This is a genomic window from Jannaschia helgolandensis (genome assembly GCF_900109285.1).
Classification (GTDB): domain Bacteria; phylum Pseudomonadota; class Alphaproteobacteria; order Rhodobacterales; family Rhodobacteraceae; genus Jannaschia; species Jannaschia helgolandensis.
Genome location: NZ_FNZQ01000001.1, coordinates 652,001 through 672,302, shown reverse-complemented (window position 1 = coordinate 672,302; position 20,302 = coordinate 652,001). Strand labels below are relative to the sequence as shown.

18 protein-coding genes and 1 tRNA gene are annotated in these 20,302 nt (G+C 60.9%); 10 read left to right on the top strand and 9 right to left on the bottom strand.

Going from position 1 to position 20,302, the window contains the following annotated elements; all coding sequences use genetic code 11:
* Window positions 1-41: 41 nt before the first annotated feature.
* The 5 genes from BMY38_RS03230 (at window position 42) to BMY38_RS03210 (ending at window position 4,754) form a co-directional block, all read left to right on the top strand.
* Window positions 42-887, top strand: coding sequence for a DUF6692 family protein (locus BMY38_RS03230; RefSeq protein WP_092759702.1), 846 nt, complete (start codon window positions 42-44; stop codon window positions 885-887).
* Between the two features lie 13 nt (window positions 888-900).
* A complete protein-coding gene (locus BMY38_RS03225; RefSeq protein ID WP_092759700.1) occupies window positions 901-1,656 on the top strand; it encodes a glutaredoxin family protein in 756 nt (251 codons plus the stop codon).
* A gap of 49 nt (window positions 1,657-1,705) precedes the next feature.
* Window positions 1,706-2,146, top strand: a complete 441-nt coding sequence (locus BMY38_RS03220) for an ion channel (protein ID WP_092761141.1) — start codon at window positions 1,706-1,708, stop codon at window positions 2,144-2,146.
* Between the two features lie 449 nt (window positions 2,147-2,595).
* The gene (locus BMY38_RS03215) at window positions 2,596-3,402 is read left to right on the top strand and encodes an alpha/beta fold hydrolase (RefSeq protein WP_092761139.1); all 807 of its coding nucleotides are present in this window, start codon (window positions 2,596-2,598) and stop codon (window positions 3,400-3,402) included.
* Window positions 3,399-4,754: a sensor histidine kinase gene (locus BMY38_RS03210; RefSeq protein ID WP_092759698.1), complete on the top strand. Its 1,356-nt coding sequence runs from the start codon at window positions 3,399-3,401 to the stop codon at window positions 4,752-4,754. Before BMY38_RS03215 ends, BMY38_RS03210 begins: the two co-directional genes overlap by 4 nt.
* 147 nt (window positions 4,755-4,901) lie before the next feature.
* Here BMY38_RS03210 and BMY38_RS03205 read toward each other — a convergent pair.
* Together BMY38_RS03205 and BMY38_RS03200 are read right to left on the bottom strand one after the other, a co-directional pair.
* Window positions 4,902-4,978, bottom strand: a tRNA-Arg gene (locus BMY38_RS03205).
* A 98-nt stretch (window positions 4,979-5,076) separates the two neighbouring features.
* Window positions 5,077-5,388, bottom strand: coding sequence for an ETC complex I subunit (locus tag BMY38_RS03200; RefSeq protein ID WP_092759696.1), 312 nt, complete (start codon window positions 5,386-5,388; stop codon window positions 5,077-5,079).
* A gap of 254 nt (window positions 5,389-5,642) precedes the next feature.
* On the opposite strand from BMY38_RS03200, the gene uvrB reads away from it, so the two are divergent.
* A complete protein-coding gene (gene uvrB / locus BMY38_RS03195; protein ID WP_092761137.1) occupies window positions 5,643-7,802 on the top strand; it encodes an excinuclease ABC subunit UvrB in 2,160 nt (719 codons plus the stop codon).
* Between the two features lie 153 nt (window positions 7,803-7,955).
* Here the strand turns inward: uvrB and BMY38_RS03190 are convergent, their stop codons facing one another.
* From BMY38_RS03190 to dacB, 4 genes are all read right to left on the bottom strand, one after another.
* Window positions 7,956-8,294, bottom strand: a complete 339-nt coding sequence (locus BMY38_RS03190) for a GlsB/YeaQ/YmgE family stress response membrane protein (protein ID WP_342707732.1) — start codon at window positions 8,292-8,294, stop codon at window positions 7,956-7,958.
* A 73-nt stretch (window positions 8,295-8,367) separates the two neighbouring features.
* On the bottom strand, window positions 8,368-8,676 hold the full coding sequence (locus BMY38_RS03185; protein ID WP_092759692.1) for a DUF5665 domain-containing protein: 309 nt from the start codon (window positions 8,674-8,676) through the stop codon (window positions 8,368-8,370).
* Between the two features lie 29 nt (window positions 8,677-8,705).
* Window positions 8,706-9,173, bottom strand: coding sequence for a TrmH family RNA methyltransferase (locus BMY38_RS03180; RefSeq protein ID WP_092759690.1), 468 nt, complete (start codon window positions 9,171-9,173; stop codon window positions 8,706-8,708).
* The gene (gene dacB, locus BMY38_RS03175; protein WP_092759688.1) at window positions 9,170-10,618 is read right to left on the bottom strand and encodes a D-alanyl-D-alanine carboxypeptidase/D-alanyl-D-alanine endopeptidase; all 1,449 of its coding nucleotides are present in this window, start codon (window positions 10,616-10,618) and stop codon (window positions 9,170-9,172) included. The genes BMY38_RS03180 and dacB overlap by 4 nt, the downstream gene beginning before the upstream one ends.
* Window positions 10,619-10,727: 109 nt before the next feature.
* Here dacB and BMY38_RS03170 point away from each other — a divergent pair, with 109 nt between their 5' ends.
* On the top strand, window positions 10,728-11,570 hold the full coding sequence (locus BMY38_RS03170) for a DMT family transporter (protein WP_092759686.1): 843 nt from the start codon (window positions 10,728-10,730) through the stop codon (window positions 11,568-11,570).
* A 37-nt stretch (window positions 11,571-11,607) separates the two neighbouring features.
* On the opposite strand, the gene BMY38_RS03165 is transcribed toward BMY38_RS03170, so the two are convergent.
* Window positions 11,608-12,732 carry a mannitol dehydrogenase family protein gene (locus BMY38_RS03165; protein ID WP_092759684.1) on the bottom strand — a complete coding sequence of 375 codons (1,125 nt, stop codon included), beginning with the start codon at window positions 12,730-12,732 and terminating at the stop codon, window positions 11,608-11,610.
* Between the two features lie 75 nt (window positions 12,733-12,807).
* On the opposite strand from BMY38_RS03165, the gene BMY38_RS03160 reads away from it, so the two are divergent.
* The 3 genes from BMY38_RS03160 to BMY38_RS03150 all read left to right on the top strand — a co-directional run bounded on the left by BMY38_RS03160 (window position 12,808) and on the right by BMY38_RS03150 (window position 18,287).
* The gene (locus BMY38_RS03160) at window positions 12,808-13,650 is read left to right on the top strand and encodes an amidohydrolase family protein (RefSeq protein WP_092759682.1); all 843 of its coding nucleotides are present in this window, start codon (window positions 12,808-12,810) and stop codon (window positions 13,648-13,650) included.
* A gap of 77 nt (window positions 13,651-13,727) precedes the next feature.
* Complete coding sequence (locus BMY38_RS03155) at window positions 13,728-15,143, top strand: mannose-1-phosphate guanylyltransferase/mannose-6-phosphate isomerase (RefSeq protein ID WP_092759680.1); 1,416 nt, start codon at window positions 13,728-13,730, stop codon at window positions 15,141-15,143.
* 126 nt (window positions 15,144-15,269) lie between these two features.
* Window positions 15,270-18,287: a calcium-binding protein gene (locus tag BMY38_RS03150; protein WP_175495750.1), complete on the top strand. Its 3,018-nt coding sequence runs from the start codon at window positions 15,270-15,272 to the stop codon at window positions 18,285-18,287.
* 10 nt (window positions 18,288-18,297) lie between these two features.
* On the opposite strand, the gene BMY38_RS03145 is transcribed toward BMY38_RS03150, so the two are convergent.
* On the bottom strand, window positions 18,298-18,978 hold the full coding sequence (locus tag BMY38_RS03145; protein WP_092759676.1) for an ABC transporter ATP-binding protein: 681 nt from the start codon (window positions 18,976-18,978) through the stop codon (window positions 18,298-18,300).
* The gene (locus BMY38_RS03140) at window positions 18,975-20,222 is read right to left on the bottom strand and encodes a KpsE/RkpR family capsule polysaccharide export protein (RefSeq protein WP_092759674.1); all 1,248 of its coding nucleotides are present in this window, start codon (window positions 20,220-20,222) and stop codon (window positions 18,975-18,977) included. The genes BMY38_RS03145 and BMY38_RS03140 overlap by 4 nt, the downstream gene beginning before the upstream one ends.
* Between the last annotated feature and the right edge of the window lie 80 nt (window positions 20,223-20,302).

Genomic DNA, 20,302 nt, shown 5'->3' with positions numbered 1-20,302 from the left:
CACTGGAAGGTTGTTTGATGTGGTAATCAGAGGAGAATACCATGTCATATTGGCGCTTTTTAGGCATGATCGTCACATCCACGATCGTGATGTACGGTCTGATGTACGCAAATTCCTATGCCTGGGAGCACCTTTATTACAGCGAAAGCCGCGTTTACATGGCTCTCTATATGGGGGCGATGATGGCGGTGATCATGTTGCTTTTCATGCTGAGCATGTATTCCGACAAGATGATCAATCTCGCCATCTTCGGGGGCAGCGCCATAGTCTTCGCAGGCGCATTGTACCTGTTCCGCAGCCAGGACACGATCGGAGATCAGGCCTGGATGAAGGCGATGATCCCGCACCACTCCATCGCAATCCTGACTTCGCGCCGGGCCGAAATCACCGATCCCCGCGTGGCCAAACTGGCCGAGGAGATCGTGGTCGCCCAGAACCGGGAAATTTCCGAGATGCGCTGGATGATCGAGGATATCGATCGCAATGGTGAAGCCGGTGCAGACGCTCTCCTCGGGAAATCCGATGCCGAAGCCCCGGTCGAAACAATCGCCGAAGCGCTGGCCACTCCCGTGATCGCCGGTATCCGGCCGGACCCCATGACCGAAGAGGAAATCACCCGCGCCTTGGGCACCGATGCAACCTGCCGTTTCGAACGTGCCGTTGACGCCGATCCGATTTTTGCAACCGCGGACGGACGTGGCGTGGCCAAGATTTCCGGATCGCTGATCCTGCTTGAAGGCGATGCCGCGACGATGGAAGCCGAAGGCATCCGCATGACCCTGACGCCCCCGGATTCGGACGAAGGTGAAGGTGCGGACCTGATCTTCGACCTCATGACGGAACCGGCACTGCGGGTTGGCTTCGACGGATATCTGACCTGTAACTGAGAGGAGAGCTTCAATGCCCAAGGATACCCAGGCGAAGACTGCTGTCCTGTACAGGATGGCGATGGACGAACACACCTGTCCCTACGGTCTCAAATCCAAGGATCTGCTTGAGCGCGAGGGTTTCGAGGTGGAGGACCACCAACTCACCTCGCGCGAGCAGACCGACGCCTTCATGCGCGAGCATGATGTCAAGACGACGCCGCAGACCTTCATCGACGGGAAGCGGGTCGGCGGCTACGAAGCTCTTCAGGTCCATTTCGGCAAGACGGTCCGGGATGCCGATGACACAACCTACCAGCCGGTCATCGCGTTGTTCTCGGTCGCGGCCCTGCTGGCTCTGGCTTTCGCCTGGGTTGCACTGCCCTCGATCTTCGCCTGGCAGACATTGGGCTGGTTCATCTCGATCTCGATGGTGCTTCTGGGCCTCCAGAAACTCAAGGACATCGAAAGCTTTTCGACGATGTTCCTTAACTACGATCTTCTGGCGAAACGATGGGTCCGCTATGGCTACGTATATCCCTTCGTCGAGACGATTGCAGGTCTTCTGATGACGGCAATGATCCTGCCGTGGTTGTCTGTTCCCGGTGCTCTTTTCATCGGTACCATCGGCGCGGTATCGGTTTTCAAGGCTGTCTACATCGACAAGCGGGAACTGAAGTGCGCGTGCGTCGGCGGTGACAGCAAAGTGCCTCTGGGCTTCGTGTCGCTGACCGAGAATCTGATGATGGTCGGCATGGCAGTGGCGATGACCGTCGCGGCCTTTGCATAGTGCCGATTTTTACACCTTGGCGTAACGGCCAGCCCGTATTGGGATCATGATGATAACGGCAATCGTGCTGGTGGCGGTCCTGATCGCCGCCAGCACCGCAGTCCACTATGTCGCGTTGCGCTTTGCAGCCAAGTTCGTGAAACCTGCACGTCATCCCGCGCACTGCGTTGCCATAGCGGTTACGATGATCGCGATTGCTCACTCAATCGAAGCATTGTTGTATGCAGGCGGATTCTGGTTTGCCGTGCACAGCCTTCAGATCGGCGATCTTGCATCATCTCCACCTGATGAGGGAAAAGTCCTGAATTTCATGGATTACTACTATTTCTCACTGGTCAATTTCACGACTCTCGGACGAGGCGACCTTATCCCGAACGGACATCTTCGTTTCATGACGGCAATGGGAGCCTTCCAGGGTTTCCTGTTGATCACGACTTCGGGTGCTTTCCTTTTGCAAATCATGGGCGGAAAAAACCCGTTCAAGCGATAAAATGGAATGGTTTTCAACCATCCCTATCGACAAACGCGGTGGAATTTAAGTCTCTTGCGCAGCCCAAGCGTCGGTCACTGTTGAGATTCAAGGCGGCACACGGGCATGGATAGTGAAGTGGCTGGACGACCCCCTCCGCGGAGTTCCAGTCCGCAATACCCATTCACGATCCCGCACGAAACGTGTTCAGACAAAGCCTGGGCAAACCAGGACGGGATGGGTGGCCCGACCGAACCCGGCCTGCACTGCCCGCACATGCACATAGGTATCGCCACTCGCATAGCCTCCCTGAAAATTTCCGCAGTGTCGGTGTAGCAATCCGTTTCCCCCAGATGACTGGTTTTCGCACTTTATTTCCGTAACTTGATAGTCATCTCAGCCTTTGTGCTTCGTTTCATTTGCTTCGGGGGTATGGTAACCAACATTAATCGCGTTTTTTGGAGAACATGATGACTGCAGTCGAGCATTGTGCTGTCAAAATTACCGGATCAGGCGAAAAAACTATCGTTTTCCTGCATGGTTATGGCTGCGACAGCGGCATGTGGTGCAAGGTGGCCCCCGCATTCGAGAATGATTTTCGCGTCATCACCTATGATTTGATGGGCTATGGGAAATCCGCGACGGAACATTATGACCCTGTTCGTTACGCCTCCCTGGACGGACATGTGGATGACCTTGTCGCAATCCTTGACGAACTCCGTCTGAAGGACGTGATCGCGGTCGGCCATTCTGTCAGCGCGATGACGATCGGGCTGGCCGCCAAACGCCGCCCTGACCTTATCGACCGGCTCGTTATGATCTGCCCGTCGCCCAGCTATGCCAACGACGGGGACTATGTTGGCGGGTTTGAGAAGCAAGATCTTCTTGGTCTGCTGGATATCCTCGATGTAAATTATCTGGGTTGGGCACGCGATATGGCACCGCTGATCATGGGCGTTCCCGATCGCCCGGCGCTTGGCGAAGAATTGACTGAAAGTTTCTGTCAAACAGATCCCGACATTGCCCGGCATTTTGCAAAAGTCACGTTCTTGTTCGACCACCGTGAGGACGTGAAGATGATAACGCAGCCTACGCTGGTGTTACAGTGCCGGGACGATGCCCTGGTGCCTCCCACCGTCTGGACATGGTTAATGGACAATATGCAGAATGCCGACCATGTGATTTTGGACGCGACCGGCCATTGTCCGCACGTCAGCTACCCCGAAGCCACAACAGAAGCGTTGGTGGAGTTTGTTCGTCCGCGGGTCGTTTCATGACCGAGGCGATTGCCTTCGGAATCGACCCGGACCTATGGCCCTGCGGGCTTGTTGTCATGAATGAAACTGGCCAAATAGAACTCACCAACGCTACGCTAAGGGAGTGGTTGGGGATAGACCCATCCGATCAGTGCCAAAGCCTTCGTTTTGTCGATGTCCTGTCGCGGGCGGGTCGTATTTATTTCGAAACCCATCTCCGCCCTCTTCTGCTCATGAATGGCCATTTTGCAGAAATTTCCATAGATATTGAACGTAGCGATGGTACGCGGTTTGGCGTTTTTATGAATGGCCGTGCAACATTGATCAACGGGCGCATGATAAATGCGCATTTTTGCGTTTTTAAGAATGAACAACGCCGCTCATTCGAGCGGGAACTTGTAGCAAAGCGGCGTGAAAGCGACGAATTCCGAAGCCTGGTACGATCATCGCCTCAAGCCATCGTGTCGGTCGATAGGGACCTGATCATTCACGCTTGGAATCCCGCTGCGGAGGATCTGTTCGGTTACACCGAAGCCGAAGCGATTGGGGAACGGTTCGATTCACTTTTGGTTACACCGGAAGACCAGGAAACGATGGCAGACGATCTTTTGCACATCGCCACTGGAGAAACCCTGAGAAGTGAGGCTGTGCAGCTTCACAAGGATGGCCGTCTGCTTCATGTCGAAAAAAGCATCGCTGCCATAAATGACAAAACGCAGGAATATTCAGGCTTCGTGGCGATCTTCAGTGACATCAGCGCACGAAAGGCATCCGAAGCCAAAATCCAAGTCTTGTTAGAGGAAATCAACCACAGATCGAAGAATTTACTATCGGTCGTTCAGGTAATCGCACGACAGACGTGGCGTCTCTACAAGGGTGCAGATTTCTTTTCTGCATTTAACAACCGTATAGCCAGTCTTACCTCGAACCAGGATATGTTGATCAGCAGTAAGGGGAGTAATGTAGACTTGGAATCGCTTGCGCATGCTCAGTTTGCGCACCTGATAGACCCGGAGGACCCTCAGGTTGTAATCAGCGGCCCGGCTGTTCACCTCAGCAAATCGGTGACACAGGCCATTGGCATGGCGATATTCGAGCTGGTCACCAATGCCGCCAAATACGGTGCGCTATCAAAAGAAGCTGGCGCAGTTACATTGTCCTGGAAGATCAATGATATGCCAAGTCCGATGTTGGAAATGTCATGGATAGAAACAGACGGCCCGCCGGTCATTGTACCGACGCGCAAGGGTTTTGGTTATCAGGTAACCGGCCCTCTCCTTGAAGGCGTAACATCGGGACAGACAAGCCGCGAATACGCGACGGAGGGCTTTCGCTGGACGTTGAAGGCACCTCTTGACCGGTTAACGCAATAGAAAGACTTGCCGAACGCCATAAGGCGCATGGTCCCCTGGCGTGTCGTAACGTGCCAAGATCAGGTTCAGCCGACGCTTTCCGACAGGTCGTCCCTCGGTCCCGTGCCATGCGCACCGTATGGCGCCTGAACCCTTCGACAGGTCAGGTGGCGGGCCCAGAAGGATTCGAACCCTCGACCTGCCGATTAGAAGTCGGCTGCTCTATCCAGCTGAGCTATGGGCCCGCAGGGACGCGCCCTTCCGATACCGAGAAGTTCGACCGGGCGACCTGACACTGCGATGACTGCCCGGATTTCTCATCCGAGTAAAGATCGATACCCTATCAATGCGTCCAGACGCCACGCCGGTTGGTGGCGAAATTTTCGCCATAGCCACCTGCACGCAGGTTGGCGCGGCGGCTGTGCGGACGCAGGACGGTATATTCGATGCCCCGGTCACGGGCATATTCCTCGGCCTCCTTCTGCGTCTCGAACCTCAGCGTGACCTGAGCCTGCATGTCGCGCGATCCGGTCCAGCCGGTCAGCGGGTCGATTTCGCGCGGGGTCTCGTTGACGAATTCCAGCAGCCATTCATGCGTATTGGCCGTGCCCGACGACATGGCAGTCCGGGCGGGCTTGTAGATGCGTGCGCGCATGGGAAATCTCCGGCGTAGGTCGGTCGCGATTTGAAGGTCGTGAACCGGAATAGCCGCCTGCGAGCCGGTCATGCAAGAGATCATCAGAGGCCGCCCATGTCAGGAGCATGCGCCGGCAGCCTTGCGACAGGCGGGATGCGCAATAGATACTGGTATTGTCCGACGCTCCAGAGGCACGCATGGCCCACAACAATACCAACCGCCCCAAGGGCGAAATCCTGACCCTGCCCGACAGGCCGGACATTGATGTGCCGATGACCTCCCGCGCACCTGCCGCCCGACCCAAGCTGGAGGGCGGGCGCATCTTTCGCATGGCCACCACGTTCAAGCCTGCGGGCGATCAGCCGACCGCCATCGCGGAGCTGGTCGGTGGTGTGAACGAGGGCGAGCGCGATCAGGTTCTGCTGGGCGCGACCGGCACCGGCAAGACCTTCACCATGGCCAAGATCATCGAAGAGACGCAGCGCCCCGCGATCATCCTCGCCCCCAACAAGACCCTCGCGGCGCAGCTCTACGGCGAGTTCAAGGGGTTCTTCCCCGACAATGCGGTCGAATACTTCGTCAGCTACTACGACTATTATCAGCCCGAAGCCTACGTCGCCCGCTCCGACACATTCATCGAGAAGGAATCGCAGATCAACGAACAGATCGACCGGATGCGCCACTCGGCCACCCGCGCGCTTCTGGAACGCGACGACGTGATCATCGTCGCCTCGGTCTCGTGCATTTACGGCATCGGGTCGGTCGAAACCTACGGTGCCATGACGCAAGACCTGATTGCCGGCAACGATTACGATCAGCGCAAGGTCATGGCCGACCTGGTGGCGCAGCAATACCGCCGCAACGACGTGGCCTTCGCGCGCGGCAGCTTCCGCGTGCGCGGCGACTCGGTCGAGGTCTGGCCCGCCCACCTCGACGACAGGGCCTGGCGGTTGTCATTCTTCGGCAACGAGCTGGAGTCGATCACCGAATTCGATCCGCTGACCGGCGAAAAGACCGGCACGTTCGACAAGATCCGCATATACGCCAACAGCCATTACGTCACGCCGCGTCCGACGATGCAGCAGGCCATCAAGGGCATCAAACAGGAATTACACGTTCGCCTGAAACAACTGGTGGATGATGGCAAGTTGCTTGAATCTCAACGGCTTGAACAACGCACCAACTTCGATCTCGAAATGCTTGAGGCGACGGGCGTCTGCAACGGGATCGAGAACTATTCCCGCTATCTGACCGGCCGCGCCCCGGGCGAGCCGCCCCCCACGCTGTTCGAATACATCCCCGACAACGCCATCGTCTTCGCCGACGAGAGCCACGTCTCCGTGCCGCAGATCGGCGGCATGTATCGAGGTGACTTCCGGCGCAAGATGACGCTGGCCGAACACGGGTTCCGCCTGCCGTCCTGCATGGACAACCGCCCGCTGAAGTTCGAGGAATGGGACGCCATGCGTCCGCAATCCGTCTTCGTCTCCGCCACCCCGGCGGCATGGGAGCTGGAGCAGACCGGCGGCGTCTTCACCGAACAGGTGATCCGTCCCACCGGCCTTCTGGACCCGGAAATCGAAATCCGCCCGGTTGGCACGCAGGTCGACGATCTGCTGGACGAAATTCGTCTTGTGACCGCCGACGGAATGCGCACGCTGGTCACCACGCTGACCAAGCGCATGGCCGAGGATCTGACCGAATACCTGCACGAACAGGGCATCAAGGTCCGCTACATGCACTCCGATATCGACACGCTGGAACGCATCGAAATCCTGCGTGACCTGCGGCTGGGGGCCTTCGACGTGCTGATCGGCATCAACCTGCTGCGCGAGGGGCTGGATATCCCCGAATGTGGCCTCGTCGCCATCCTCGACGCCGACAAGGAGGGCTTCCTGCGCTCCGAGACGTCGCTGGTGCAGACCGTCGGGCGCGCCGCACGCAACGAAAAGGGTCGCGTCATCATGTATGCCGACCGCGTGACAGGGTCGATGGAGCGCGCCATAGGCGAAACCAACCGCCGCCGGGCCCGGCAAATGGCTTATAACGTGGAACACGGCATCACGCCCGAAACCGTGAAGAAGAACGTCGAGGATATTCTGGCCGGTCTCTATCAGGGCGACGTCGACATGAACCGGGTCACCGCCAGGATCGAAAAGCCGCTGGCGGGCGCGAACCTGATGGCCCATCTCGACGGGTTGCGCGACCAGATGCGCAAGGCCGCCGAGAATCTGGAGTTCGAGGAGGCCGCGCGTCTGCGAGACGAGGTCAAGCGGCTGGAAACGGTGGACCTGATGGTCTCGAACGATCCGCTGACGCGGCAATCGGCGGTGGAACAGGCCGTCGAAGACGCGCGCAAGGCCGAAGGCCGGTCAACGGCCGGGCGTCCGGGACAGAGGGGCGGGAATGTGCAGCGGCGAAAGAAGCGGTAATCACCCTTATGCCGGTCGCGGCAGCTCATGGGACTGCGGGCAACGGATCAGACTATTTCCTGTCTGGTTGATATCCGGAAACCTGGCTTTCCGAAGGCTGGTACTCAGATCAACCAAGTGCCAGCCTCGCTCTACCTGTACAAAGTCTGTCCCTTACTTTCGGCCACTAACCGCCCGCACCAAACCCACGACGACTGCCGCGCCGATGGCCCCCACGATCACCACCAGCAGCACACCGCCCGCCGCCAATACCGTGATGCCCAGCGCCGCCAGCAGGAACGGCGTCGCAATCGCGGCGAGCGCGCCGATCAGGGCGTAGAGCGCCACGCTCCGGCCCGTCAGCTTGCCCGCGACCGCGCCGACGACGAGGCCGATAAGCGCCAGCAGCACGAAGACGACTGTGCCGAGGCCCTGCAGAAACTCTTCCATGTGATCTCTCCCTGTATGTCCCGCGCCCAACTCCGCGCAGCTTCGCACCGTTTCGCGCCCCATTCTCTCTTTTCGTGCGATCCGATACGGGTGACCCATATCCGACGCGGGTCACCCGTGGATCACCCCTGAAATCTCAGGGTTGATCGGGTTTATCCTGAACCTCCACATCCACGTCGAGATTGGGCTGGATGACGTCCAGAACCTGCGTCGCCCAATCACCTATGACCGGTATGAAATTGATCTGGGCCAGCGACCAGACCAGCACCGACAGCACCACTGTGGCCCCCAGAACCGAACCCAGGCCGAACGCCAGACCGCGATAAAGTTGAAACAGGATCAGCCGCGGCACCGAGTTGTGAATCTGAATGAAGCGGTGACGATTCAGGCGGGCCAACTCACGGCGCAGGCTGGCGACTTCTTCCTGGAGAGCGTTCTGATCCATCCCGAAACCCTATTGAGCGCGCGCGGCACTCACAAGATGCCGCGCAATGCCTGATATGACGCCGCCGTCGCGGCGTTGGCCAGATTCAGCGAACGGATGTGCGGCGACCGCATCGGCAGCTTGACCAGACGATCTTCATGTCCGGACAGCTCCGCCTTGCCCAGACCGAGGGTTTCCTGTCCGAAGACAAGATGGAAGTCCGGTGTATAATCAACGTTATAAAAGCTGCGCGCGCCATACTCCTCGAACAGGAACATGGCCTCCGGGCGCGGCGCACGGCGGATCAGGAAGTCGTCCCAGCTGTCGTATTCATACAGACGAACGTGTTTCCAGTAATCCAGCCCCGCGCGACGCACATTGCGGTCCGTGATCTCGAATCCATAGGGGCGGATCAGGCACAGATCCAGGTCCAGCGCCACGCAGGTTCGCCCGACCGATCCGGTGTTGCCCGCGATTTCCGGTCGCACAAGCACGATTGCAGGTCGCGATGCCGTCACTGGTGAACCATTGCCCAGCGTTCGATCAGGTCGAATTGCAGCGACCGCGACCGGCGGCTCCAGGCGGACCCGCCCGCCGGACGATCCCGCTGATCGATCGACAGACCAGCGCGGCGGTCGATATCCGCGCAGAATGTCGCAAAGGCCAGTTGGCGGCCGGACCGGGCATTGAAATAACCGGCCAGTCCCGACACGAAATTCAGGGAGCCTGTCTTTGCCCGCACCGGCTGACGCGGCGGACCATCCAGCGTCAACTCCTTCATCAACGGCTGCAACCGCGCCTGCGCGCCTGGCGCAGTCAGCAGTTGCACCATGTCGGACGCAGAAATCCGTGTGGTACCGTTCAAGCCCGAATGATCGTCGAAATCCGGGCGGCGGGCCCTCGTGCGCTGCATCACCCAGTTGGACATCGTATCCGCCGATGCGCCCAGGTTGCGGGGCGGACCCGTATTGCGCGCGGTGGCGGTCAGGCCCAGAACCTCAGCCACGAGGTTGGTGGAGAATCGCAGCAGGGAGTTCACGATCCGATCCAGAGACGCGCTTTGGGTCAGGCCAATAACCGTGCCCTGCCCGCGACCGCGTTGCGCGGCGGGCACGACGATCCCGTTCGTGCGCAACATCGTGCGAAGCACATCCCCGGCATAAAGGTCGGGGTTGCGGACCGGCAGCCAGCGCGATCCTGTATTGCCCAATTGCCCGCGTGCAACCGACCAGACATCTACATCGCCCACACGGTCATAGGTATAGACCGGCAGCGACCGGTCCACGACGCGCATGGTCGACGTGTTAACGGCGGGGCGGAATCGCTCGGTCCGTCCGGCCATCGCGGTGGTGTAGGAGTTGCCCGTGCGGGTCCACGAAAAATGTACCCGGTTGAAATTGAGGTTCAGACCGCCGATCGCGGGGTTATAGCCGACCGTATCGGACTGGGTCCGGTCGATGCGGTCGATGGACGGCAGGGCCGAGCTGTCAACCAGAAGTCTGCCGGTCACTTCACGCACGCCAGCAGCCTTCGCCTGCGCGGCCAGGTCATACAGCCCGTCGCTATCGAGCGACGGGTCGCCACCGCCCACCAGAACCAGATCGCCGTTCAGCCGACCGTTTCTGATCGGACCGGTCGCGATCAGCCGCGTCTCGAACCGGAACCCTGCGCCCAGCGTCTCGAGCGCGTAAAGGGAGGTCGCTGCCTTGGCAACGGACGCGGGCGGTAACGGACGCAGCGGATTGTAGGTTTCCAGGACCTCACCCGAGTTTGCATCGGACAGGACGAATCCGACCTTGCCGCCCAGCCCCGCCTCCTCGACCAGACGGTCGGCACCGGGAGCGGACCGGATCAGGGCATCCGCCGGTCTGGCAGCCGGGCGCGAAGAGTAATCCGGCGCATTCGCACAGGCCGGAAGCGCCACGGTCGTCAGCGCACCCGTCAGAAAGAACCGTCTTTGCATCCCGATCACCTCATCTCCCAAGTTAAATTATTGATGCATGGGGATTGGGGGGTTGTGAAGTGCGGATCGCACACTGGGCAGCATCCGGGCCAGATGATAGCGACGCCCCATGAACCGCGAGACGCTTGGATCAGTGGCGCTGATGTTTGTCGCCATGTCGCTGATTCCGCTGGGGGATACGGCGGGCAAGCTGTTGACCGGCGAGCACGGCGTCTCGGCGTTCTTCGTGGCCTTCAGCCGCTTTGCCGTCGGGGCGATGATGATTGCGCTGATTTTGGGTGGCCGGGTGCAATGGACGCTGTATCGCGACTGGCGCGTCTGGCTGCGCGCAGGGCTGATCGCGGCAGGGATCGCCAGCATACTGACCGCGCTTCGGACCGAGGATATCGCAACCGTATTCGGCGCGTTCTTCGTCGGTCCGATCTTCAGCTATGTCCTGTCGGTCCGACTGCTGGGTGAACGGGTCACGCGGCTGCAATCCGTGTTCTTGGCGTTGGGATTCTGCGGCGTATTGCTGGTGGTGCAACCGGGGTTCGGCATGACGCCAGGCCTGGGGTTCGCGCTGTTGGCGGGGCTTTTCTACGGTGCTTTTTTGACCGCCTCGCGGTGGTTGGTGCATCTTGCGCCACCGCGCCAGATGATGCTGTCGCAGACGGTGTTGGGAACGGTCCTGCTGACCCCGCCCGGCCTGGTCGATGTGCCGGCCCTGACCGCCCCGATCCTCTGGTTGACGCTTCTGTCGGGGGTTGCATCGGCGTCGGGTAACCTGCTGCTGGTGATTGCGTACCGGCGGACGGGGGCGACGGTTCTGGCACCTTTCGTGTATTTCCAGCTGATCTCGGCCACTGTGCTGGGCCTTGCAGTCTTCGGCACCTTTCCCGACCGCCTCGCCCTTGCCGGTCTGGCCGTTCTGGTAGTCGCAGGGTTGGGAACGGTTGCGATGCGGCGTTAGGCCCGGCTCCTGTCCTGCACCGCCCTGAAACACGAAATTACGGGGCCTCTGTCCAGGATGCGCCTGCCGCCCGAACCCGTTTCGCGATGCGCGACAGGATGGGTTTGGGCGTAACATCCCCCTTCGCCTGCGCCCAGGTCAGGAATGCACCGATACGGCGGTCGACTTTTTGTGCATGATTTCCGGCAATATCCTCGATCCGATGATCCAGAAAGGGGTTGGCGAACCGCTGGATCGTTGTTTCGACATAGGCACGCGCGGTATCGCCCATGCCTGCGGCATCGAAGGCCGGCAGCACCTCGCTCTTAAAAAGTCGTCGCAACGTCGCCTCGCGCCGGGCGACGAACAGGCGGACCAGATCGGGCGTGAACTCCGGGTCCTGCAACCACTGATCGGCCATCCAGGTGTGCGCCAGGTTCAGGATGAACAATTTCAGCGCTTGGACGTCCTTCAGGTCGGGCAAGATTCGGACGGAGGGGTGGTCGCAGGGCGAAATCAGGTCCGGCTGATCCTCGATCGCCCAGAGCGCATAGGGCTCCGTGACCGCGCCCGCCGGTTCCAGCGGTTGCGAGACGATGCGGTCGACCAGTGAATTCACCCAGATCACGCGGACGCTCAGCCAGTCGCGGAAGGTACGGTCTTTCGCCAAGGCCAGAACCCGGTCGCGCAATACGGTGCCGTTGTCGGCTACCAGTTCCATCGGCATGATCTGGAGCGGCCCCCCGCCCACATCGAACCGGGCGCGCAACAACCGTGTCAGCTTGGCCGGATAGGAGAGGCTTTGGATTCGCGTGGTTTCATCGGTGTCGCCGGGACGCGGGGCAAAACCGTCGTCACCGGTATTCGACAGAACGATCCGCGCTTCGTCGACGAACACGCGCGTGACCTCGGGCCAATCGCTGGCCGTCGACAAAGTGCGCGCGATGCTGGTGACCCGCGCGATACGTTGCATAGGGAGACCGCTTTCCAGCCCTTCGATCCGAACGTCATAGCCTTGCGTCAATGCGGCAAGACGGTTGGCGCGCGCAGGGTCACCGCTGGATTGAACGATGGCGATCGGGCCGACGTCCTGACCCGCCGTTCGCGCTTCGGACACGAAAAGGTCCGCGTGGGCCTGTAGGAACCGGCTGGTCCCGAATTGCAGGATGGGTGTCTGGGTCATGACCCCTCCTCGGACTGGAACTTTCGCTTGTGATCGGCCCATACAGGATCCGTCAAGCATCATCGGGGCAGGACTATGGATCGGATCGACGCACATCAGCATTTCTGGCGGGTCGAACGGGGCGATTATCACTGGATGGACGACAGCGTCGCGCCGATCCGTCGGGATATTCTGCCCGAAGATATTTTGCCTCTGCTGGTGCGCCATGGCATCGACGGCACCGTGGCTGTTCAGGCTGCCGCAACAGAAGCCGAGACACGGTTTCTTCTGGCGCTGGCGAAGGATGCGCCCTTCGTCCGGGGCGTCGTCGGCTGGGTCGATCTGGAGTCCGCAGACGTGGCAAACCGGCTGGAGGATCTGGCGAGCGATCCAAAGCTGAAGGGCGTCCGGCCGATGCTGCAGGATATCGACGACACCGACTGGATCGCGCGACCCGCCGTCGTGCAAGGGCTGCGAGCCGTCGCCGAGCGGGGCCTGCGGCTGGATACACTGGTTCAGCCCCGGCATCTGCGGATTTTGGCGCAGGTGGCTGAGGGCATCCCGGAACTGCCACTTGTCATCAACCATTGCGCCAAGCCACTGATCGCGGGCGGGGTCGATCCCGGCGATGGCTGGCGGGCCGACATGGCGCGGCTGGCGGCCCTGCCACAGGTGATGTGCAAACTGTCCGGGCTGGCAAACGAGGCCGGGCAGGACTGGTCCGCCGAAAGGCTGCGACCCGTTGCCGACCATGTATTGCAGGTATTCGGACCCGACCGCGTGATGTGGGGCAGCGACTGGCCGGTGCTGGAAATGGTTGGCGCGTACGATGGCTGGGTCAGCGCCACCGGCATGCTGCTGTCGGGGCTGACGCCGAACGAGCGGGCGCAGGTTCTGGGCGGTACGGCGATACAATTCTATGGCCTTGCAGCGGTGTAACGGGCGATCCCGCACGGGGTGGCAAGCGGGACCGGGTCGGCTATGCTTTGTGCTGCGTTGAAACGAGGAAACCGCCGATGACGACGACCATAACGCCCGTCATCCTGTGCGGCGGATCGGGCACGCGGCTCTGGCCCCTGTCCCGCAAGAGCTATCCCAAGCAATTCGCGGCTTTGATCGGCGACACCAGCCTGTTTCAGCAAACCGCGCTGCGTCTCTCGGGGCCGGGCTTCGCCGCGCCCGTGACCGTGACCAATCAGGCGTTCCGTTTCATCGTCACGCAACAACTGGCCGAAGTCGGGATCGACCCCGGCGCCGTCCTGCTGGAGCCATCGTCCCGCAACACGGCCCCGGCGCTCTTGGCCGCAGCGCTGCGGCTGGCGCAGCACGACCCGGAGGCGTTGATCCTTGCCGCTCCGTCCGATCATCATATGCCTGACGCACCCGCCTTTCGCGCCGCCGTGCAGACCGGGGTAACGACGGCGCAGGCGGGCGGTATCGTCACCTTCGGCATCCGCCCGGATCGGGCTGAAACCGCGTATGGATACCTCGAAATCTCGCCCGACGCTCCCAGCCCATCGCCGCTGCGGCGCTTTGTCGAAAAGCCGGATCGGGCGACGGCCGAGGCGATGATGTCGGATGGCGGCCATCTCTGGAATTCGGGCGTCTTTCTGTTCACCGCGCGCACGATGATCGCCGCCTGCGCGCGCCATGCGCCCAAGATGCTGGCCAATATACGCGATGCCATCGGCCGCGCCCGGCCGGACCTTGGGTTTTTGCGGCTGGCCGAAGAGCCCTGGGCTGCCTGCGATGACGTCTCGGTCGATGTCGCGATCATGGAAAAGGCCGACAACCTGTCGGTCGTGGAATACACTGGGCACTGGTCTGATCTGGGGGGCTGGGATGCGGTGTATCGCCATGCTGCAACCGACGGAACGGGCACCGCGACCCATGGCCCGGCGTTGGCGGTGGATTGCGCGGACACGATGCTGCGGTCGGAAAGCGCGGGGCAGCATATCGTCGGTCTGGGCCTGCGGGACATCGTCGCGATCGCCATGCCGGATGCGGTCCTGATTGCCGACCGCAGCCGGTCCGGAGAATTGGGCGGCGTGGTCGCGCAACTGCGCGCCATGGGTGCCGCCCAGGCCGATACCTTTCCCAAGGATCACCGGCCCTGGGGGTTCTTCGAGACGCTGATCAAGGGGCACCGCTTTCATGTGAAGCGGATCGTGGTCGATCCGGGCGCGGCGCTGAGCCTGCAAAGCCATGTCCACCGGGCCGAACACTGGGTCGTCGTCGCCGGCACCGCGCGCGTGACGAACGGCGAAGAAATCACGCTGGTGGGCGAGAACGAGTCGGTGTTCATTCCGCTGGGCGCGCGACACCGGCTCGAAAACCCCGGCAAGCTTCCGGTCGAATTGATCGAGGTGCAGACCGGTGCCTATCTGGGCGAAGACGATATCATCCGGTTCGAAGATCCCTATCAGCGATAGTCGCGCCTTCGCCTAAAGCCCGAGTCGAATTGCGGCTAAATGCCCGATGTTTGCCGCAATGCCGACAATGGCCAACCGCGAAGCACCGCCAGTGTATCGGACACATCTTCTGGCAGGGGCTTCCAGATGGAGCAGCTGATATACCGCGCGCAGCTGGGGACCAGTCTTGACGCCGATGCCGAACCCACGACCGGGGCGGGCATCGTGGATATGGAGCTGTTCTGGCACAATGGCACGGCGATGCTGTATACGCTCAGCCTGGTGGACGAGGGGATACAGGTCTATGCGCTAGACGGCGACACGACCGCCGCGACCGTTGAATTTCAAGAGATTCCGGGCTGGATGTCACCCTTTGCCCTGACCGGGCTGGGGTCCCTGTCGCTGAACGGCACGTCCTACGTCTATATTGACGGGACCGGGACCGACGATCTGATCGGCTTCGATTTGCGCACGGGAGGCGATCTGGACCGGACCCGCGTGTTCGATGCCCCCTTGCCGTTCACCGGCAGGCTGCGCCAGGCGCTCGAGGTCGAGATGGACGGCGCACAGTTCCTGATCACCGCGCAACAGGGCGTCACCGGCCTGCGCGATTACAGGATCGAATCCAATCGCGACCTGACCGAAATGGGCGGCCCGATAAGCGGGTCACGCTGGATCGAAGGGGAGGATATTCAGGATCTGGCCTCGGCGGTGGTCGACGGCACGACCTATATCATGGCCGCCGTGGACGGGCTGAACGCCGTTGTCGTCTATCGACTGCGGGGCGACGGCCGTGTCGAGGAAGTGTCGTCCTTCGGTGCAGACAACGGCTTCGGCATCGCCACGCCAACGGCGTTGAAAACGGTCCAGATGTACGACCAGACCTTCGTTCTGGTCACCGCATCCGGCAGTTCGACCCTTTCGGTCATGCGATTGGATGGCGACGGGAGCCTGACACCGACGGACCATCTGCTGGACAGCCGCGACACGCGCTTCGATGGGGCCTTGGTGCTTGAAACCGTTACGGTGGACAACCGCACCTATGTGCTTGCGGCGGGCGGCGACGACGGTGTCTCGCTGTTCGTCCTGCTGCCCGACGGTCGCCTGCACCACCTCGACACGGTCGAGGACAGCGAAGGGATCAGCCTGAACAACGTCTCGGCCATCAGCGCTGTTCGCATCGGCGATGAACTCCAGGTTTTCATCAGCAGCCAGGGCGAAGCGACAGTGTCGCAGTTCGGCATCTCGCTGGCCGAGGCCGGTGTGACCTGGGGCGGGCGGGACTATGGTCAGACGATCAATGGCACATCGAAGAACGACATCATTAACGGGGCCGGGGGAAACGACGCCGTCAATGGGGGCGATGGCGACGATATCGTGATGGACGGGTCCGGCACCGACACGCTCTCGGGCGGAGCGGGACGGGATGTCTTTTCTATGGCGGCCGATGACGAGCTGGACCGCATCGCCGATTTCGATGTGATGCAAGACCGACTGGATCTGACCCGGTGGCGGCAATTGCGCGATGTCGGCGACCTGGACATTCAGACGACGTCGACGGGCGCGACGATAACCTATGGCGACGAAGTGCTGGAGATCACATCCAGCGACGGAACCAGCCTTGCGGCGGCAGCCCTGCGCGCCACGATCGATCTGTCTTCGGTTCAGCGTCTGGCCTTCGGTTCGGTGGCAATCGGGTCCAGTATCGAGGGAACGAACTCCTCCGAAATTCTGGAAGGGTCGGGCGACGACGACCGGATTGATGGCAAAGGAGGCAACGACTGGATCGTCGGCCACGCCGGTCGGGATTCGTTGTTCGCCGGTGACGGTGACGATCTGATGAACGGCGGCGACGGCAGCGATCGGATGGACGGTGGTGCCGGGGCCGATACGATTCACGCCGAAATGGGCAACGACAGCGTCTGGGGTGGAACCGGACGCGATCTGATCTTTCTGGACGATGGCAACGACCTGTTCGAGGACGACGATCAGAGCGACATCGAAGGGACCGATACGGTATACGGCGGGCGCGGCAATGATCGCATCGTCGGGGGCGGCGGCAATGACTTGCTGTATGGTGAAGACGGCAACGACACGATCTTCGGAGGCGGTCAGTACGATACAATCATTGCAGGCGATGGCGATGACTGGGTCGATGCGGGATACGGCAAGGATATCGTTCATCTGGGCCGGGGCAACGATGTCTTCGAGGATTCCGATCAGACGGGGTCCAAGGCGGGCGACACGATTTATGCGGGAGATGGCGACGATACTGTCATTGGCCGCGGCGGCGACGATGTCATAAAGGGCGACGACGGCAACGACCTTCTGTACGGCGGTGAAGGCGACGACCGGATCGAGGGCGGCGGCTATTTCGACACGATCTATGCTGGCGACGGCAATGACTGGGTGTCGGGCGGCGGTGGACGAGATGTCGTATATCTCGGGAATGGAAACGATTATTTCGACGACGACACGCAGACAGGGTCAAAGGCGCGCGATACGATTTATGCGGGTGATGGCGACGACACGATCATGAGCCGGGGCGGGGACGATTTCATCGAGGGCGAAGGTGGCAATGACCTGATCTACGGTGGATCGGGTTACAACCGGATCGACGGCGGCAGCTATTACGACACCATCTATGCCGGGGCGGGCGATGATGAGGTCATCGGGGGCGCGGGGCAGGATCTGGTGTATCTGGACGATGGCAACGATCTGTTCATCGACGACCCGCAATCCAATCGTCATGGTAATGACGAAGTGTATGGCGGTGCCGGAAACGACTCGATCATGGGGGACGGGGGTAATGATCTGTTCCGAGGCGATGCGGGCGACGATCTGGTGATCGGCGGTGCCGGGAATGACACGCTGTCGGGTGATGCGGGGAACGACACCCTGACCGGCGGCACGGGCAACGACCGGTTCGAACATGGGGTCGGAGACGGCGTTGACCGGATCACCGACTTCACGCCTGCCGAAGACATGCTGTCCCTTTCGCGCGATCTGTGGGGGGGCGAGGCGCTGTCGGCGTCCGAAGTCCTGTCGCGCTTTGCCACCGTGTCGAATGGCCGGGTGGAGTTCACCTTCGACGATGGCAGTTTGATCGAGCTGGACGGGGTCGAAACCGCGGCTGAGATGGAAAATTCGCTCAGCTTCCTTTGATGCCGCTCCGTCAGGTTTGCGCGGGCTGCATCCGGCTGCGGCGCATGTTCTCTCCGTGGACGTCGATGGCCAGATCCAGATCCTCGAACATGGTCAGCCGACCGCCATCCAGAACCGCACCCATGTCGCAGATGTCGCGCAACATCGAATTGCTGTGCGATACGACAATCGCACCCGCTTTCTGCATGCGGGCCTTGAAGACGGTCTTGCTCTTTTCCTTGAAATTGGCGTCGCCGACCGAGGTGACTTCGTCCACCAGATAGGTATCGAAGCGGATCGCCATGCTGACGCCGAAGGCCAGCCGCGATTTCATCCCCGAGGAATAGCTGCGGACCGGCAGATGAAAATGCTGTCCCAGTTCGGCGAAGTCGCGCACGAAGTGGATCATCTGAGCGGTGTCGGTGTTGTAGATACGGGCGACGAACCGGGTGTTCTGTTCGCCGGTCAGATCTGGGTGGAACGACCCGGCGAAACCCACCGGCCAGGACACGCTGCCATGGCAGATGACACGCCCGGATGTCGGACGGTCGGCCCCTGCGATCATCTTCAGAAGCGTCGATTTTCCCACCCCGTTTCGACCCAGCAGCGCGACGGATCGCCCGGCAGGAAAGACCGCGTTGATGTTGCTGGCGACATGCCGGACCGCACCGTTCAGCACAAAGCTTTTTCGCAGATTTTCGAGGACGATCACAGGCGCGCCTGACGATCCTTGAGACTGTAATATCCCAACACCAGAAGCGCCCAACCCAGAACCAGGAACAGCGCCAGCAACCCCAGCAACACGACACGACGCGGGTATTCGGCACGTTCCGCAATGGTCGGGCCAAGATACGCGGCCAGATAGCGACTTTGCCGGTTGGCATCGGCAACGGCGGAATCGTAGGTGCTCAGCGCAGAGGTATAGGATTGCTCCGCAAACTCCAGATCGACGATCAGGCCTTCGTATTCGCCCACGATTGTGGCAAAGGCGCTGGCCTCGCCGGTATTGTCGTTAAAACCCAGCGTGTTGCGCTCGTCTTCGATACGCGTGCGGATCACTTCGATCTTGCGCCGCGCCTGCGTCACCCTTGGATCACTGTTGCGGGTTGTCTCGCCCAGCAGGTCCAACTCGATCAGAGCTTCGGCCAGCTGTGCCTGAAGCGTGTTCAGGATGCCGACCTGACCCTGGATCGCCGAATTCGGATCGACCAGCCGGTTGTCGTTGCGAAAGGCGGTCAATGTCGTTCGTGCGTCCTTCAGACGGTCCAGCGCATTTTGCAGGTCTTCCGCGGCATAGCGGGTGGCATCGCTGCGGGCGACGGCGTTCAGGTCGTTTACCGTCTCGGTGCTGATTTCGAACAGCGTCTGATTGATGCGTTGCGCATTTTCGGCGGTGAAGGCCAGCACCCGAACCTCCAGCAGGCCGGTGCCGGAATCGTAGGATACGGTGGTCATGCGACGCCAGTAATGCACCAGATCCTCGATCGTGCCGTCCGGGTCGAAGGCGAATACCGGATCGTTCCGTGGCAGGGACCACATTGCGCGCAGGTCGATGCGGTCATCGACGGCACGCACGAGTTCCTGTGAAAACAGAAAGTTGTAAAGAATATCGGTGTCGGCGGTCGATGTTCCCGAGATGTCGGTCAAACCACCCAGAATTTCGACGGCGGGCGCGGTCTGGGTGGCTTGCCGCACGGTGAACCCTGCGAAAGACGCGAATTGGTCGGCTGCGCGGGCGGTCAGATACCAGCCCGCGATCACGACCGGCAGACAGACGACCAGCACGAACCCAAGGACCATTGCCCAATGACGGCCACGAACGCGCGCGGGTTCGGCAGGCGGCAGGATGGCGGCTTCGATCTGTTTCTCACGCAGACGTTTCTGCTCCAACGCGCGTTGCCGCTTGCTGCGCGGCTTCTTCAGTGTTGCGGTCGGGCCGTCCGCTTGCGTATTCATTCGGGGGAACCTGCTGAAAACCTTTGTCTCCCTCATGCAACACGCGGGGCGGCATCGCGGCAAGGTACAAGCGGTCGGAG

Coding starts and splice junctions, on each gene's coding strand:
- BMY38_RS03160 (WP_092759682.1), top strand. CDS start 12,808: ATGGATCGGATCGACGCACATCAGCATTTCTGGCGGGTCGAACGGGGC.
- BMY38_RS03225 (WP_092759700.1), top strand. CDS start 901: ATGCCCAAGGATACCCAGGCGAAGACTGCTGTCCTGTACAGGATGGCG.
- BMY38_RS03185 (WP_092759692.1), bottom strand. CDS start 8,676: ATGGATCAGAACGCTCTCCAGGAAGAAGTCGCCAGCCTGCGCCGTGAG.
- BMY38_RS03140 (WP_092759674.1), bottom strand. CDS start 20,222: ATGAATACGCAAGCGGACGGCCCGACCGCAACACTGAAGAAGCCGCGC.
- dacB (WP_092759688.1), bottom strand. CDS start 10,618: ATGCAAAGACGGTTCTTTCTGACGGGTGCGCTGACGACCGTGGCGCTT.
- BMY38_RS03170 (WP_092759686.1), top strand. CDS start 10,728: ATGAACCGCGAGACGCTTGGATCAGTGGCGCTGATGTTTGTCGCCATG.
- BMY38_RS03190 (WP_342707732.1), bottom strand. CDS start 8,294: ATGGGGCGCGAAACGGTGCGAAGCTGCGCGGAGTTGGGCGCGGGACAT.
- BMY38_RS03210 (WP_092759698.1), top strand. CDS start 3,399: ATGACCGAGGCGATTGCCTTCGGAATCGACCCGGACCTATGGCCCTGC.
- BMY38_RS03230 (WP_092759702.1), top strand. CDS start 42: ATGTCATATTGGCGCTTTTTAGGCATGATCGTCACATCCACGATCGTG.
- BMY38_RS03150 (WP_175495750.1), top strand. CDS start 15,270: ATGGAGCAGCTGATATACCGCGCGCAGCTGGGGACCAGTCTTGACGCC.
- BMY38_RS03220 (WP_092761141.1), top strand. CDS start 1,706: ATGATAACGGCAATCGTGCTGGTGGCGGTCCTGATCGCCGCCAGCACC.
- BMY38_RS03155 (WP_092759680.1), top strand. CDS start 13,728: ATGACGACGACCATAACGCCCGTCATCCTGTGCGGCGGATCGGGCACG.
- uvrB (WP_092761137.1), top strand. CDS start 5,643: ATGACCTCCCGCGCACCTGCCGCCCGACCCAAGCTGGAGGGCGGGCGC.
- BMY38_RS03215 (WP_092761139.1), top strand. CDS start 2,596: ATGACTGCAGTCGAGCATTGTGCTGTCAAAATTACCGGATCAGGCGAA.
- BMY38_RS03200 (WP_092759696.1), bottom strand. CDS start 5,388: ATGCGCGCACGCATCTACAAGCCCGCCCGGACTGCCATGTCGTCGGGC.
- BMY38_RS03165 (WP_092759684.1), bottom strand. CDS start 12,732: ATGACCCAGACACCCATCCTGCAATTCGGGACCAGCCGGTTCCTACAG.